This is a genomic window from Dryocola clanedunensis subsp. sulfonylureivorans (assembly GCF_016756775.1).
GTDB classification, from domain to species: domain Bacteria; phylum Pseudomonadota; class Gammaproteobacteria; order Enterobacterales; family Enterobacteriaceae; genus Dryocola; species Dryocola clanedunensis.
In genome coordinates, this window is the sequence record NZ_JAERMU010000005.1 from 109,097 (window position 1) to 125,354 (window position 16,258).

14 protein-coding genes are annotated in these 16,258 nt (G+C 52.1%); 5 read left to right on the forward strand and 9 right to left on the reverse strand.

Features of this window, described 5'->3' with window-relative positions:
- The first annotated feature begins 186 nt into the window (after window positions 1–186).
- Together sulA and ompA are read left to right on the forward strand one after the other, a co-directional pair.
- Complete coding sequence (sulA, locus tag HYQ67_RS06585) at window positions 187–696, forward strand: SOS-induced cell division inhibitor SulA (protein ID WP_202302571.1); 510 nt, start codon at window positions 187–189, stop codon at window positions 694–696.
- Between the two features lie 355 nt (window positions 697–1,051).
- Window positions 1,052–2,119, forward strand: coding sequence for a porin OmpA (gene ompA, locus HYQ67_RS06590; RefSeq protein ID WP_202302573.1), 1,068 nt, complete (start codon window positions 1,052–1,054; stop codon window positions 2,117–2,119).
- A gap of 86 nt (window positions 2,120–2,205) precedes the next feature.
- Here the strand turns inward: ompA and matP are convergent, their stop codons facing one another.
- Window positions 2,206–2,658: a macrodomain Ter protein MatP gene (gene matP / locus HYQ67_RS06595; protein ID WP_202302575.1), complete on the reverse strand. Its 453-nt coding sequence runs from the start codon at window positions 2,656–2,658 to the stop codon at window positions 2,206–2,208.
- 173 nt (window positions 2,659–2,831) lie between these two features.
- Here matP and HYQ67_RS06600 point away from each other — a divergent pair, with 173 nt between their 5' ends.
- Together HYQ67_RS06600 and fabA are read left to right on the forward strand one after the other, a co-directional pair.
- On the forward strand, window positions 2,832–4,586 hold the full coding sequence (locus HYQ67_RS06600) for an AAA family ATPase (protein WP_202302577.1): 1,755 nt from the start codon (window positions 2,832–2,834) through the stop codon (window positions 4,584–4,586).
- Window positions 4,587–4,654: 68 nt separating this feature from the next.
- Window positions 4,655–5,173 (forward strand): bifunctional 3-hydroxydecanoyl-ACP dehydratase/trans-2-decenoyl-ACP isomerase, encoded by a 519-nt coding sequence (gene fabA / locus HYQ67_RS06605; protein ID WP_202302579.1) that lies wholly within the window; start codon window positions 4,655–4,657, stop codon window positions 5,171–5,173.
- 58 nt (window positions 5,174–5,231) lie between these two features.
- Here the strand turns inward: fabA and rmf are convergent, their stop codons facing one another.
- From rmf to rlmKL, 6 genes are all read right to left on the reverse strand, one after another.
- Window positions 5,232–5,399: a ribosome modulation factor gene (rmf, locus tag HYQ67_RS06610; protein WP_008461244.1), complete on the reverse strand. Its 168-nt coding sequence runs from the start codon at window positions 5,397–5,399 to the stop codon at window positions 5,232–5,234.
- Window positions 5,400–5,656: 257 nt separating this feature from the next.
- A complete protein-coding gene (pqiC, locus tag HYQ67_RS06615) occupies window positions 5,657–6,223 on the reverse strand; it encodes a membrane integrity-associated transporter subunit PqiC (protein ID WP_202302581.1) in 567 nt (188 codons plus the stop codon).
- Window positions 6,220–7,860, reverse strand: a complete 1,641-nt coding sequence (gene pqiB / locus HYQ67_RS06620; protein ID WP_202302583.1) for an intermembrane transport protein PqiB — start codon at window positions 7,858–7,860, stop codon at window positions 6,220–6,222. The genes pqiC and pqiB overlap by 4 nt, the downstream gene beginning before the upstream one ends.
- Window positions 7,850–9,118 (reverse strand): membrane integrity-associated transporter subunit PqiA, encoded by a 1,269-nt coding sequence (gene pqiA, locus HYQ67_RS06625; RefSeq protein WP_202302585.1) that lies wholly within the window; start codon window positions 9,116–9,118, stop codon window positions 7,850–7,852. The genes pqiB and pqiA overlap by 11 nt, the downstream gene beginning before the upstream one ends.
- Before the next feature lie 16 nt (window positions 9,119–9,134).
- Window positions 9,135–11,042, reverse strand: a complete 1,908-nt coding sequence (locus HYQ67_RS06630) for an ABC transporter ATP-binding protein (protein WP_202302587.1) — start codon at window positions 11,040–11,042, stop codon at window positions 9,135–9,137.
- 5 nt (window positions 11,043–11,047) lie between these two features.
- Entirely contained in the window at window positions 11,048–13,165 is a 2,118-nt protein-coding gene (gene rlmKL / locus HYQ67_RS06635) for a bifunctional 23S rRNA (guanine(2069)-N(7))-methyltransferase RlmK/23S rRNA (guanine(2445)-N(2))-methyltransferase RlmL (protein ID WP_202302589.1), read from the reverse strand.
- Window positions 13,166–13,274: 109 nt separating this feature from the next.
- On the opposite strand from rlmKL, the gene HYQ67_RS06640 reads away from it, so the two are divergent.
- On the forward strand, window positions 13,275–14,387 hold the full coding sequence (locus HYQ67_RS06640) for a YcbX family protein (RefSeq protein ID WP_202302591.1): 1,113 nt from the start codon (window positions 13,275–13,277) through the stop codon (window positions 14,385–14,387).
- Here HYQ67_RS06640 and HYQ67_RS06645 read toward each other — a convergent pair.
- Complete coding sequence (locus HYQ67_RS06645) at window positions 14,384–14,926, reverse strand: cell division protein ZapC (protein ID WP_202302594.1); 543 nt, start codon at window positions 14,924–14,926, stop codon at window positions 14,384–14,386. The two genes, HYQ67_RS06640 and HYQ67_RS06645, sit on opposite strands and share 4 nt — an antisense overlap.
- Window positions 14,927–15,088: 162 nt before the next feature.
- Window positions 15,089–16,099 carry a quinone-dependent dihydroorotate dehydrogenase gene (pyrD, locus tag HYQ67_RS06650; RefSeq protein WP_202302596.1) on the reverse strand — a complete coding sequence of 337 codons (1,011 nt, stop codon included), beginning with the start codon at window positions 16,097–16,099 and terminating at the stop codon, window positions 15,089–15,091.
- Between the last annotated feature and the right edge of the window lie 159 nt (window positions 16,100–16,258).

Below are 16,258 nucleotides of genomic sequence, written 5' to 3' on the forward strand. Positions count from 1 at the left end.
CGCTTTATTTATTACCCCTTCCCGTAACAGAAAAATAAGTAACCTGACTGCCGGCTGCAACAGCAAATTAAAAAATGCGCAATTTGTATGAAAAAATTGCGAGACGTCTTCCGAAATTTTGATTGATCTTTGCCCGAACAGGCATTACTGTATATGCATACAGTAACCCACCAGGCGGGATTCACTATGCATACTAATAACTACCGAACTCATCTTGCTCATCGCGCGACAAAAGCGCTCTCCCCTGCCGCTACACAGGCAGACCATGAGATCAGAGGATTGATTAGTGAAGTGGCCTACAGCGAAGACCAGCCATGGATGACTCAACTGTTGCTGCTACCGCTTTTACAACAGCTCAGCCAACAATCACGCTGGCAGCTTTGGCTCACGCCAAAACAAAAATTGAGTCGCCAGTGGGTTGAGGCGTCAGGGTTACCTCTTGCCAAAGTCATGCAGGTGAGTCAACTGGATGCACTTTTCACTGTTGATGCTATGGTAAAAGCACTGGAGACAGGAAATTACAGTGTTGTTATCGGCTGGTTATCGGATGAACTGACAGATGAAGAGCATTATCGACTGACTAATGCAGCTGAAAAAGGTAATGCGATCGGGCTCATTATGCGACCGAATCGCCCCCAGGGAACCGCTAACAGACCACGCAGTGGGCTAAAAATTCATTCTAGTTTGTATCATTAAGTAAATTTAAGATAAATCCTGGAACTTTTTATGTGATTCCTATAACGCCCTGTGTTTATTCGTGAATCCCCTTCGCAAGCCGCTTATGGCGCGACTCCAGGCCGAATCTCAAGCTTAATTTACCGCCAGAGATGTTAGCAAATGTGTACGCCAGTCGTTTTTTTTCATATGCCTGACCGAGTTCACACTTGTAAGTTTCTAACTACGTTGTAGACTTTAGCTCGCCAGGGTTGCTCTTCATAACACCGATTGATCGGTAGAGTAACAATTGAGCGTGTACCCGGGCGAAGGATTAAACCCTGGGCTTTAAGATTTAAGGCTCATGGCCTATTTGGATGATAATGAGGCGCAAAAAATGAAAAAGACAGCTATCGCGATTGCAGTGGCACTGGCTGGCTTCGCTACCGTAGCGCAGGCCGCTCCAAAAGATAACACCTGGTATGCAGGTGGTAAACTGGGCTGGTCTCAGTTCCATGACACCGGTTTCTACGGCAACGGCTATCAGAACAACAACGGCACAACTCACGAAAGTCAGTTGGGTGCTGGTGCGTTCGGTGGCTATCAGGTTAACCCGTACGTTGGCTTCGAAATGGGCTACGACTGGTTAGGCCGTATGCCTTATAAAGGCGACCAGGTTAACGGCGCGTTCAAAGCACAAGGCGTTCAGCTGACGGCTAAACTGGGCTACCCAGTTACTGACGATTTAGATATCTATACTCGTCTGGGTGGTATGGTATGGCGTGCTGATTCCACCAACAACGTTGTTGGTGTAGGTCGTCAGAGCGATCACGACACAGGTGTTTCCCCAGTATTCGCTGGTGGTGTTGAGTGGGCTATGACCCGTGACATCGCTACCCGTCTGGAATACCAGTGGGTTAACAACATCGGTGATGCACAGACCGTTGGTACTCGTCCAGACAACGGCATGCTGAGCCTGGGTGTTTCCTACCGTTTCGGTCAGGAAGATAATGCACCAGTTGTTGCTCCTGCTCCAGCACCAGCTCCAGAAGTACAGACCAAGCACTTCACTCTGAAGTCTGATGTTCTGTTCAACTTCAACAAATCTACTCTGAAGCCGGAAGGTCAACAGGCACTGGATCAGCTGTACACCCAGCTGAGCAACCTGGATCCGAAAGATGGCTCTGTTGTCGTTCTGGGCTTCACCGACCGTATCGGTTCCGACCAGTACAACCAGAAGCTGTCTGACAAGCGTGCACAGTCTGTTGTTGATTACCTGATCTCTAAAGGTATCCCAGCTAACAAGATCTCCCCACGTGGTATGGGCGAATCTAACCCAGTGACTGGCAACACCTGTGACAACGTAGGTCCTAAAGCTAAGCTGATCGATTGCCTGGCTCCAGATCGTCGCGTAGAGATCGAAGTTAAAGGTGTTAAAGACGTTGTAACTCAGCCTGCGGCATAAGTTACCGTTATAAAAAAACCCCGCCAAGGCGGGGTTTTTTATTGTCTGAAATCGGGGGAAATCGATAAGCGCCGGAGGAAAAAGCTTTATTCCTTACCGAGCAAAGCTTGCAGGTCCTGTTTCAGATTCGACATCTGACTGGCGTATTTCTCTTTGCGCTCAGCATCTTCAATCAGCTGTACAATCGTTTCTGACAGCGTACACCCGCGGCGCTGAGCCAACCCCGCCAGTCTTTGCCAGACCAGATATTCCAGATCGATAGATTTCTTGCGAGTGTGCTGATGCTCAGCGTTAAAATGACGCTTGCGGCGAGCACGAATCGTCTGCTTCATACGATTATGAAGCACAGGATTCATATGCTGCTCTATCCACCCAATGACCTGGACCGGTTGATTTTCAAGGCTAAGCAACGTATCTACGGCCTCTTTTGCCGCACTGGCCTCAATGTACCGTGTAATCAGTTCTCCTTCACGGTGCTTCTTAACCAGATACTTCCACTTCCAGCCGCTCTCGAGATTTTCTAACTGTTGATATTTCATCGTCATCTCAGTGTGACCGCGTAACTTACTTCAGGATAACAGTTTTTACCGCTTTCGCTCATCTGAAAAATGAAAGCTGTGAGCCTGATGAAGTTGTTATCAGCATTAACCGTGTGCTGCCCTCTCTATTCTTGTATAATCGCGCCTTTACATCTAATTAATAAATAGCGACTTTGACGACTAATCGACTTGAATGGCGAGCCCTTGTTCCCGATACCGAGAGTTATCTGGAACTGTTTGCGCAGCCTTATGACACCGACTCTGCTCCCTTCTGTGCTGTCCAGCCGCGTCTGTTTTACGGCCTGCAACAGCTAAGCCAACCGGTAGCCTCGGCTGATCTGATGCTGGTAAAAGCCGCTGAAGAGTTCGAGTACCTTAATCTGATAGCCACGGCAACGCGCGAAGTCTGGCAGCCCAACGAAACGCTGACGGGTGGCCAATATGCAATCGAAGGCAACCATGTCACGCTTCGCCCTGCGCAAGAAAACGATGATAAGTTCTGCGGCTACGGCGAAGTGGTCGTTGCTGACTGGATTGAAGCTGAGCAGCTGTTTGGCTGCGTACGCCAGTTTAACGGCGATGTTAGTCTTACCCCCGGCCTGATTCACCGCGCAAACGGTGGTGTCCTGGTGTTATCCCTGCGTAGCGTGCTGGCACAGCCGCTGCTTTGGTTACGCCTGAAACAGATGGTCATCCAGAAGCGCTTTGACTGGATCTCCCCGGACGAAACACGGCCGCTGCCGATCAGCGTGCCTTCCCTGCCATTAGATCTTAAGCTTGTCCTTGTCGGCGAACGGGAATCTCTTGCTGATTTCCAGGAGATGGAGCCGGAACTGGCTGAGCTGGCAATTTACAGCGAGTTTGAAGAGAACCTGCAAATTACCGCTGCGGAAGAGGTTGCGCTGTGGCGCCAGTGGATCCATGCCACTGCCCAGGCGAAGCAATTACCCTCTCCAGGAGAAGATGCCTGGACAACATTGATTCGCGAAGCTGTACGCTATACGGGCGATCAGGAAACGCTGCCGTTATCTCCCCTCTGGTTAACCCGCCTGCTTCGAGAAGTGACTGCCTTTACCGAGAACGATACTTTTAGCGGTGAGCAACTCACGCAAATGTTGGTTCAACGAGAATGGCGTGAAGGCTACCTTGCGGAGCGCATGCAGGATGAAATATTGCTCGAACAGATCCTCATCGAAACCGAAGGGGAAATGGTCGGGCAAATTAACGCGCTGTCAGTGATTGAATTCCCAGGCCATCCACGAGCCTTCGGCGAACCGTCGCGTATCAGCTGCGTCGTGCATACAGGCGACGGTGAGTTTACGGATGTGGAACGCAAAGCTGAGCTGGGCGGCAACATTCACGCGAAGGGCATGATGATCATGCAGGCGTTTCTGATGTCGGAGCTGCAGCTGGAACAGCAGATTCCCTTCTCGGCCTCCCTCACCTTTGAGCAATCCTACAGTGAAGTGGACGGTGATAGTGCGTCAATGGCTGAGCTGTGCGCATTAATCAGCGCCCTTGCAAATGTCCCTATTTATCAACATATCGCCGTGACAGGTTCAGTTGACCAGTTTGGCCGCGTACAGCCAGTGGGCGGGCTTAACGAGAAGATTGAAGGTTTCTTCCGCATCTGTCAGCAGCGCGAGCTGACGGGCGTGCAGGGAGTGATTATCCCTGTTTCTAACGTACGACATCTCTGCCTGCATCAGGACGTACTCGATGCAGTCGAAAAAGGACAATTCACGATATGGGCCATCGATGAAGTTGCTGATGCGCTACCCTTATTAACGAATTTGCCATGGGATGGCGAAGGACAAAATACGCTGATGCGGGCGGTCCAGGAGCGCATTGCTCAGGCCACCGCTCAGGACATTCGGCATCGCTATCCCTGGCCACTGCGTTGGCTCAACTGGTTCAACCACAACTGATCGGACTTGTTGAGCGTACACGTGTTAGCTAACCTGCGTGCTTCTTTATAAAAAGGCTTACTGTAGACATGGTAGATAAACGCGAATCCTATACAAAAGAAGATCTTCTTGCCTCTGGTCGTGGCGAACTGTTTGGTGCTGAAGGCCCACGCTTACCTGCGCCACCCATGCTGATGATGGACCGCGTGGTCAAAATGACCGAAGACGGCGGTCACTTCGATAAAGGTTACGTTGAAGCTGAACTGGATATTACTCCGGACCTGTGGTTCTTTGCGTGCCACTTCATTGGCGATCCGGTCATGCCTGGCTGTCTGGGCCTGGATGCCATGTGGCAGCTGGTAGGTTTCTATCTGGGCTGGCTGGGTGGCGAAGGCAAAGGTCGTGCGCTGGGCGTAGGTGAAGTTAAGCTCCAGGGCCAAATCCTGCCTACTGCAAAGAAAGTGACGTACCGTATTCACTTCAAACGCGTTATTAACCGTCGCCTGATCATGGGCATGGCGGACGGTGAAGTTCTGGTGGATGGTCGCGTGATTTACACCGCCACCGACATGAAAGTGGGTCTGTTCAAAGACACCACCGCTTTCTAATCCCCGAAAACGTGAAACCTCCGCCATGCGGAGGTTTCTTTTTCTAAAGAGACAGTGATTACGCGGTAACCGCCCTGTCTTCCATGGCTTCTCGCCAGCCTCCCATCCAGTACGACCTCTGATTTAGTGTCTGGTAAGGACATATCTCTTTGGAGCGTCCTGCGATACCTGCCTGATAACCACGTTGATGAGCCCGTTCCAGGCGATCTCGTTTTTGTCTCTTCATGCCTCGTTTCCCTCATTACTTTAGTCTGGTGGAAAGAAAACAGTGATTACAAAGCGTGCAACCACATCTAACGAATACCTGTAAACACCAGCATCGTCAATGCGCAAAATTCACGCCAATGTCATATTTGTGAGCTACACGGGATATCATTTGTACAAAAAATGTGAACTCGCACAGGTAACGAATTCAGCCCAAAAGAAAAGCTGCGCTTTACCGGAGAAGTAAAGTACGCAGCTTTTTTGTGCGGTACGGACTAATTAATTCAGGCGTGAAAGCTCGCTTGCGATGCTTTGAGCCTCTTGCTGCCAGGCCTGAGCGAGCGTTTTCACCATCGCATCATAACCATCTTCCTGCTGTTTGATCTCAATATGGAACGGCTTTTTGATGAGCTGTCCCTGATGATTTAACAGCCACTCGCCGCTGACCACAACTTTGCCGTCATAACGCCCGTGGAAACCGGTGACGTTAATATTCAGAGTATCCTGATCGTAACCCAGCGGTTGAGAAGCCACTACCCAGCCTGGTAATGCGCTTCCCAGGTTACTGACAAGCGTGGTCCGCAACTGCTGGTCCAGAGGACTTGCCCACAGATTATTGGTCGCAATGACGTACTTCACATCGCTGGTCTGGTAAACCACGCCGTTGCCGGCGAGGTAATCAGGCACAGAAACCTGCTCAACCCATAACAGATGAGTACCTGGCTGGCTCACAGCCTGCATAGCAGGCTTTGAGCTTTGAGGCAGCTGGTAATACGTTTTGCCGTCATCGCTGCTGCTACAGGCGCTCAGCGTCATTACCGCGAATAGCGTTAGCCACTTTTTCATTCTTTAGCCCTCTTCGGCTGGGGGTCCTTTTTATCCTTCGCTTCAAAGATCAGCGAATTGCTCTTATCGTTCAGTGTTCGCAGAACCGGCTGTAGCTCACGCAGCACCTGATCAAGGCGTTGCATATCCCCTACCATCTTATTGTAGGCGGCAGAACCTGGCTGGAAGCCTTGCATGCTGCGGTTCAGCTCGCGGAGCGTCGCCTGCATGTTTTCCGGCAAGGATTGCGTAGCCTTGTTGGACATCAGCTTATTCATGCTGTCGATGGTCACCTGCAGACGCTGCATCGTCCGCTGCGTTTCAGCGAGTGATTTAGTCGACTGTTCAATCATCGGGTTCAGCGGCAGATTGTTAATTTTATCCAGCGTTTGCAACAGGCTCTGTTGGATCTGCGCAAGGCCACCGCTCATGGTAGGAATGATCGGATAACCGCCAAAGGTTCTCATCTCCTTAATTGGATCGGCCTTCGGATAGAAATCAAGATCGACGTACAGCGCGCCTGTAATCAGGTTGCCAGTTTTCAACGAACCGCGTAACCCGCGCTTAAGCAGGCTTGCCAGACTGTCTTCAACATCAGTTTCGGAACCAACAATTCTCTGTAAGCGTTCAGGTTCAACACGAATCAGAATCGGAATGCGGAAATCATCGTTAAGTTTCTGACGCATACCTGAGGTGAAGAACGGGACTCGTGCCACTGTACCCAAACGAATACCGCGGAACTCAACCGGCGCCCCAACCTGGAGACCACGAACGGAGTCTTTGAAGAACATCATGTAGTCGATATGCTCGGTATAGAGCGAATCCTGAATACTTTTCTGATCGTCAAAGAGCTTGAATTCGCTTCCCGTTTGTACCGGCTCACCTGTCTCAAGGCTCTCAGGTACATCAAAGCTTACCCCACCGCTGAACAGCGTGGTCAGAGAACCCATCTCTACGCGCATGCCCTGCGAGGAGAGATCAACCGCCACCCCGCTGTCTTTCCAGAAGCGGACATTATTGGTGACCAGACGATCGTTTGGCGCACTGATAAACAGCTGATAACGCATGCTACGCTTTGTCGGATCGAAGGTGCTGGTTTCAACGGAACCGACGCGATATCCGCGGAACAGAACGGGATCGCCTGGAGAAAGCTGGCCTGCTTTATTACTGTCGAGAATAACCCGAATCCCTTTGGCATCAGGCGAAGCCAGAGGTGGCGAATCAAGCAGATCGTAGCGCTCCGGCTGCGGTCCTTTTGTGCCAGGCTGCAGCTCTATATACGCACCAGACAGCAGGGTGCTCAGGCCGGAGACGCCGCCACGCCCTACCTGCGGCTTAACGACCCAAAACACCGAGTCCTTATGCAGCAGTTTTTCCATTCCGGAATTGAGACGCGCGGTGATCTGAACGTGCAGCAGGTCATCAGAAAGCACGGTGCTTTCCACGACGCCGACATCCACGCTGCGGCTTTTAATGGTGGTTTTACCCGCCTCAATGCCTTCCGCGCTGGTAGTAATCAGCGTCACTTCCGGTCCCTGATGGCTGTAGTGATAAAACAGGATCCATGCGCCAATCAGCGCAGTCACTATGGGAAATATCCACACTGGTGACCAGTTTTTCACCTTGTGAACCTTCGCTTCCCCGCTTTTATTTTCCATGCTCAGACGACTCCTCATGGGTTGAATCTGATGCGCGATCCCAGGACAAGCGAGGGTCAAAGGTCATCGCAGCAAACATTGTCAAAATGACTACAAATGCAAACATAATGGCGCCGATCGCCGGATAGATATTCATCAGTGCGCCCATTCGTACAAGGGCTGAAAGAACGGCAATGACAAAAACATCGATCATCGACCAGCGGCCAACAAATTCCACAACTTCATAAATCAAATGCATCCGCTCGCTGTCGCGATCGCCATGGCCTTTGGCATCCCAGCACAGCCAGGCAATAGCCAGCATTTTCAGGGTTGGCACCATAATACTGGCGATGAAAATAACCATTGCCACCGGGAACGAACCCTCATTCCACAGCAGAATGACGCCGGCCAGAATCGTCGAGGGATACTTACTTCCGAGCAGCTCAGTCACCATGATAGGCAACAGATTTGCCGGCAGGTAAAGCATGATAGAGGTAAGCAGTAATGCGACGGTCCACTGCAGGCTATGCCGCTTTCTGATATACCCTTTGCTTTCGCAGCGGGGGCAAACCAGCTGGTCCGCGGGCACAATAGCGGTGCAGCAAGGACAGGAGCGCAGGCCCTGATTGATTCCCGGCACGCCCACTTTCAGCGGTTGGTCAATGACCGGCATGGGGGCAATATCGTCCCATAGCCAGCGTCTGTCGACGCACTGAAATGCCCGCAGCTGCAGAAGGCAGAACAGACACCAGGGAAGAAAGCTGCTGCCCACGCCGATATCGCCATAGGCCATCAGCTTAACAAAGCTGACCAGTACGCCGGCCAGGAAGATCTCCGCCATGCCCCAGGATTTCAGCTGGAAGAGCAATCTTGCCAGGGTGCGCTTAAGTTTGTCCGGCAAATTAACCTGATTAACCAGCACCAGAACAGAGATCAGGCAGAGCGCAGGTACGGCCTGAACGAACAGCATAAAAAAGACGCCGAGGCTTGAATAATCCTCAGAGAACATCACACCGGGGATTTCCAGCAGCGTAACTTCACTGGTAATACCGGCGACTTTCATGTTGATAAACGGGAAGAGATTAGCCAGCAGCAGCATAAAGAGCGCGACGATGGCATAAGCGGTAGGCCGCTGACGCGGAGATTCCCATTGGGTGACAAGCGTTGTGCCACAACGTGGGCAGGCGGCCTTATGGCCGTCCTGCAATACTGGCAGTGCTACCAGTAAATCACATTGTGGACACAATATGTGCGAACTCGGATGATGCGTGGCACACATATTGGGTCTCCTTTATTTACGCGCCGTTTTTCAGAGACTCGAGGTGCTCCCAGCGTTCAAAAGCATCTTCCAGTGCTTTCTCTGCCGTAGCCAGTTCGCTCAATACTTTTTGCGTTGTGTCATGCGGTTGATTAAAGAATTCCGCATCGCCCACTTTCGCCTGCAGCTCACCCAGTTCCGCCTCAAGTTGTTCAAGGCGTTGAGGTAACTGCTCCAGTTCGCGCTGCAGGTTATAGCTTAGTTTGCTATTGCCGCGTTTTACAGCTTCGGCCTTTACAGGCTCGCTCTTTTGTTGCTTATCCTGAGCGGGCTCACGCAAAGAACGGGCTGAGCCCTGCTGGCCTTTCGCGTCATGATAGCCACCGACGTAACGACCAACATGCCCTTCACCTTCGAAGATCCAGCATTCGGTGACGGTATTATCAACAAACTGACGGTCGTGGCTCACCAGCATAACGGTGCCCTGATAGCCGTCGATAAGCTCCTCAAGCAGTTCGAGCGTTTCGACATCCAGGTCGTTTGTCGGTTCATCGAGGATCAGAAGATTACTGGGCTTCAGGAATAATCTTGCTAATAACAGACGGTTACGCTCACCACCGGACAAAGCTCGTACCGGTGTCATGGCACGTTTTGGATGGAACAGGAAGTCCTGCAGATAACCCAGGACGTGGCGCGGCTTGCCGTTAACCATCACTTCCTGTTTACCTTCCGCCAGGTTATCCATCACCGTACGATCTGGATCGAGTTCTGCACGGTGCTGATCAAAGTAAGCAACTTCCAGCTTCGTACCGCAATGGACACGCCCGCTGTCGGCCTCCAGCTGGCTGAGCATCAGCTTCAGCAAAGTGGTTTTACCGCAGCCGTTCGGGCCGACCAGCGCGATTTTATCGCTGCGCTGCACCTGAGCAGAAAAATCTTTAACCAGCACCTTGTTGGCGATCTGGTAGCAGACGTCTTCCATTTCAAAGACGATCTTGCCGGAACGGGCCGCTTCTTCAACCTGCATTTTGGCACTGCCCATCACTTCACGGCGCTCGCCGCGTTCACGACGCATCGCTTTCAGGGCACGAACACGCCCTTCGTTACGCGTACGACGCGCCTTGATCCCCTGACGGATCCACACTTCTTCCTGGGCGAGCTTGCGGTCGAATTCTGCGTTTTGCAGCTCTTCCACGCGCAGCGCTTCCTCTTTCGCCAGCAGGTACTGGTCGTAGTCGCCAGGATAGGAAACGAGCTTGCCGCGGTCGAGGTCGACAATACGCGTTGCCATATTGCGGATAAAGGAACGGTCGTGGGAGATGAAGATAATGCTGCCCTGGAACTCTTTTAAGAAGCCTTCGAGCCAGTCGATGGTTTCAATGTCCAGGTGGTTCGTTGGCTCATCAAGAAGCAGAACGCGAGGCGAGCTTACCAGCGCACGGCCCAGCGCGGCTTTACGCAGCCAGCCGCCGGAAAGCGCCGACAGCTCAGTGTCTGCATCCAGACCCAGCTGTTCGAGCACTTCGTTAATACGGCTGTCCAGCTGCCAGAGGTTCTGGTGATCCAGAATCTCCTGGATGCGCGCCATTTCGTTAAGATTCTTGTCGCTTGGGTCAGTCATGACCTTGTGCGAGATGTCGTGATAGGCCTTCAGATATTCAGCCTGCTCCTCAACCCCTTCAGCAACGAAGTCGTAAACGGTGCCCGCAACGTTACGCGGCGGATCCTGTTGCAGGCGCGCAACGATCAGATCCTGTTCGTAGACCATGCGGCCATCATCCAGCGGCACTTCGCGGTTGAGGATCTTCATCAGCGTTGACTTGCCGGCGCCGTTACGGCCAACCAGACATACGCGTTCATTTTCTTCGATGTGCAGTTCAGTGTTATCTAACAGCGGCGCGTCGCTAAACGACAGCCAGGCACCGTGCATACTAATTAGTGACATTAAAATTAATCCTTGGCTTGATGAGTAACAAGCCAGCAGTTATGAATCTGGCGATTACGGGCGAAGTCTTGCGACAGGGTTTTCTGTGTAATTTCTTGTGCTGCCAGTCCCAGTTTTGCAAGCCCGTCAAAGTCCATTTTGAAGCCACGTTTGTTGTTGGAGAACATGATAGTGCCGCCGCGGCGCAGCAGACGCTTCAGATCCGTCATCAGATCAATGTGATCGCGCTGCACGTCAAACGACTCTTCCATACGTTTCGAGTTTGAGAACGTCGGCGGATCGATAAAGATCAGGTCAAACTGTTCATCGGTTTCGGCAAGCCACCCCAGGCAATCAGCCTGAATCAGGCGATGATCGCGACCGGTCAGCCCGTTCAGGCGCAGGTTGCGCTCAGCCCACTCCAGATAGGTCCGTGACATATCGACCGTGGTCGTTGTTTTTGCTCCGCCCAGACCTGCATGAACCGTGGCGCTACCGGTATAAGCAAACAGGTTCAGGAAGTCTTTACCCTTGCTCATTTTGCCGAGCATGTGGCGCGCAATACGGTGGTCGAGGAACAGGCCGGTATCCAGGTAATCCGTGAGATTAACCCAAAGACGCGCGTTATATTCGCCGACTTCCATGAAGTCGCCCTTCTCATCCATTTTCTGATACTGGCTTTTGCCTTTCTGGCGTTCGCGCGTTTTCAGGATCAGACGGTTAGATGGCAGCGACAGCACGGACAGCGTAGCGGCGATGACATCAAACAGACGCTGACGCGCTTTATTGGCATCGACGGTTTTCGGCGGGGCGTACTCCTGCACCACAACCCAGTCACCGTAACGATCGACGGCGACGTTGTAGTCTGGCAAATCTGCATCATAAACGCGATAGCATTCTATGCCTTCCTGGCGCGCCCACTTATCCAGCTTCTTAATATTCTTGCGCAGACGGTTGGCATAATCCTCTGCCAGCCCGCCGCTTACCGCCCCGGAGGTGTTCTCGGCCAGCTGATAATTTTTCTGCACGCAGTCCAGCGGGCCGTTTTTGGCTTTGAACTGACGGTCGGCGCGCAGCTGCAGGCAGCTCAGCAGCTCTGGTGAGGCGCTGAACAAAGAGAGATTCCAGCCGCCAAAGTGCGCTTTCATGTTGCGCCCCAGCAGGCTGTGCAGTGCAATCAGGGCAGGTTCGCTGTCCAGACGCTCGCCGTAAGGAGGGTTGCTGACAACCGTACCCACAGGGCCTTCCGGCAGCGGATTAGTCAGTTTCGCAACATCTTTAACTTCGTAGCTGATCAAATCGGCCAGGCCCGCGCGGCGGGTATTGGCGCGCGCGCGCTCAATGACACGAGAGTCGTTATCGGATCCGAAGAAACGTGAGGTGTATTCGCCCAGGCCTTTACGAGCGCGCACCTGTGCTTCGGTGGTCACTTCTTTCCAGAGTTCTACGTTGTGTTTTGCCCACCCCAGGAAGCCCCAGTGTTTACGGTGCAGGCCAGGCGCGCGGTCGGTAGCAATCATGGCAGCTTCAATCAGCAGCGTACCTGAGCCGCACATTGGATCCAGCAGCGGCGTGCCCTGCACCCAGCCAGAGCGCATGACAATAGCTGAAGCCAGCGTTTCTTTAATCGGTGCCGCACCGGTGCTGTCACGGTAGCCGCGCTGATGCAAGCCTTCACCGCTTAAATCCAGCGCAATGCTGGCGGTATCTTTGTTCAACCAGACATTGATACGCAGATCTGGCTGTTCGCGATCGACATCAGGACGAGGCAGATTTTTGCGGGTAAAGGAGTCAACAATCGCATCTTTTACCTTCAGCGCACCATACTGGCTGTTACGAATGGTTTCATTCAGCCCGCTGAAGTGGACGGCAAAGGTCGCATTCGGGCCAAAAATAGCCGGCCAGTCGATAACCTGTACGCCAAGATATAAATCCAGGTCGCTGTAGACCTTACATTCACTCAGCGGCAGCAGGATGCGGGATGCCAGACGGCTCCACATCAGGCTTTGGTAGACCAGACGATCGTCCCCCTGGTAATGTACGCCGCCCTGAACCACCTGGCAGCCTTGCGCGCCGAGGCCTTCCAGTTCAGTTTTTAACAGCTCTTCGAGCCCACGCGCCGTACTGGCAAACAGAGAATTCATATCGTCACTTATTGGTCAGAAAAAGAAAATAGTGGCGCATTATAGCTAATCCACACCGCATGTCATAAAGTTGCCATTCATTATTGTATATTCCCGCATGGAGGCTTTCTTGATCAGCTTATCCCAACTCTATATTCACCCGGTTAAATCCATGCGCGGGCTGGCTTTGTCCCACGCGAAGCTGGCCACCAGTGGCCTGGCATTTGATCGCATATTTATGATCACCGAACCGGACGGCACCTTTATTACCGCGCGCCAGCATCCGCAAATGGTGCTTTTTACCCCGGCAATTCAGCACGATGGCCTATATTTGAGTGCACCCGACGGCAGCTCGGCGGCGGTACGCTTCGCCGATTTCGAGCCAACCCCTGCCGCAACGGAAGTCTGGGGAAATCATTTTACTGCGCTCATCGCCCCGGACGAAATTAACAGCTGGCTCAGCGGCTTTTTCTCACGCCCGGTGCAGCTACGTTGGGTGGGCGAACAGCCAACGCGCCGTGTTAAGCGTTTCGAAGAAGTCCCGCTCTCCTTTGCCGACGGCTTTCCTTTCCTGCTCACCAATGAAGCGTCGCTGCGTGACTTGCAAAATCGCTGCCCTGCCGGCGTCAAAATGATTCAGTTCCGCCCCAATCTGGTCGTCACGGGTGCCGAAGCCTGGGCTGAAGATAGCTGGCAGGTCGTGCGTATTGGCGGCGTGACCTTTGACGTGGCGAAACCCTGCAGCCGCTGTATTTTTACCACCGTCAGCCCGGAGCGAGGACGCAAGCATCCCGGCGGCGAGCCGCTGAAAACCTTGCAAAGCTTCCGCACGGCCCAGGACAACGGCGCCGTAGATTTCGGACAGAACCTTATCGCCCGGAGCAGCGGTATTATTCGTGTTGGTGATGAGGTAGAGGTGCTGGCGAGCAAACCTGCCAAAGTTTACGGCCCGGGCGCTGCTGAAGAAGAGCAGGAGCAACTTGAACAGCAGGAAAGTCTGGTTTCGATTAGCTGGCAGGGTGATGAGTTCCGCGGGGACAATCAGCAACTATTGCTTGAACAGCTTGAACAACAGGGTATTCGTGTCCCCTATTCCTGCCGAGCCGGGATTTGCGGTAGCTGCCGGATCCGACTGCTTAAAGGGGAAGTCAAAGCACTGAAGAAAAACGCCGTGAGGGACGACGGTACTATTCTGTGCTGCAGCTGCGTTCCGGCGGGAGATTTGAAGCTGGAAAAAGTTTAAACGGCTTGATCAAGGCTAAGGCTATTGCCAACAGGCAGGGGTCTTAGTCTGTCGTTCATCACTTTAATAGCGTCGCCAAGCTGCATAGTGCGGCCCGCAAGCTGCAGGCCGGGCTGGGCAAGTAAACAAAGTGCCGCGTTGTCACCTGTTTCAACAACCAACAGATTAACCTGCTGCATACCTTCGCTTACCCAGACACAGGCGGCATCACCTGGCGCCGGTTGCCAGCATTCACCGTGGGAGATAAAGTGCCAGCTTTTAGGCATTTGCGGTTTAAGATAGCGAATCGCCACCAGCGCGTTTAACACCAGTTCGGCACGCTGCTCATTGCTGACCTCAAGCTCACGGCACTTCTCATCAAAGGAGAAGAACAGCGCCGCATCATCCACACAAAATCCTGAAGTTTCAAAGGCATCCGGGGTTAGCATTTTACGTGGAAAACGAGAACGGAAAATCATACCATTGGCCAAATCGAGCATCATACGATCGTGCTCTTCATCGAAATACCAACGCCAATTATCGTCCGGTTTTATCCGCATAATGACTTACCCTTTTGTCTATTCCGCAAACTTAAAACATCCTTATCGCTACCTGATTATCAGGTCATATTAATAAAAGACCAATATGTATAATTAAGCAACATCTACGGAATATAAAACAACCAGGGCTGAAAATAAAGCCCCGGTTGTCTGTAAATCGTTTTAAAGATGATTCACAATTTCTTTAATCAACGGTGGGCCTTTAAATATGAAGCCAGAATAAATCTGAATTAGCGATGCACCTGCTGCCATTTTTTCTCGCGCAGCGATCACCGAATCAATACCGCCGACACCAATTACAGGCAGGCGACCATTTAATTCTTGCGACAGACGGCGAATAATTTCTGTACTTTTAAGCTGAACCGGACGGCCGCTCAGGCCCCCCATTTCATCGCAATGCTTCATGCCCTGGACAAGGCTGCGATCTAACGTGGTATTAGTCGCAATGACCCCATCAATATTATGGCGAACTAAACTGTCTGCTACCTGGATCAATTCTTCCTCAGAAAGATCCGGCGCGATCTTAACAGCGATCGGCACATATTTATGGTGCAGTTCCTGGAGCGCCTGCTGCTTAATTTTGATCGCGCCAAGAAGATCGTCTAACGCTTCTCCGTATTGCAGAGAACGTAAACCCGGGGTATTTGGGGAAGATATATTGATCGCAATATAGCCGGCGTACGGATAAATTTTATCCATACAGATCAAATAATCATCTTTACCCTGTTCAACCGGGGTGTCTTTATTCTTACCAATGTTGATCCCAAGCACACCATCAAAATGCGCTTTTTTAACGTTCTCAACCAGGTTATCAACACCCAGGTTATTAAAGCCCATACGGTTGATAAGCCCTTCTGCCTCAACCAGACGGAAGATGCGCGGTTTGTCGTTACCCGGCTGCGGGCGCGGTGTCACGGTACCGATCTCAATGGAGCCAAAGCCCATGGCACCAAAGGCGTCGATGCATTCGCCGTTTTTATCCAGGCCTGCGGCTAAGCCAAGCGGGTTCTTGAAAGTCAGCCCCATGCAGGTCACAGGTTTTGACTGGACGTTTTGACGCACCAGCCACTCGAGCGGGGTACCCGTGACTCGACGTAATTGCTGAAATGTCATTTCATGAGCGCGCTCAGGATCGAGCTGGAATAGAGCTTTACGAACGAAGGGGTAGTACATGAACTCTCCTGGATTCCGGTGTGCAAACCGGGGCCGTATTATTATCGATTCCGGACGTGAATGGAATTGACCTGCAACAAAAAATCCCGAATCGGCGCAATCGTTTTCTCTCCTCAACGGTGCTTATGCGTTTTCTGGCAAATGTTAACCATATAAATC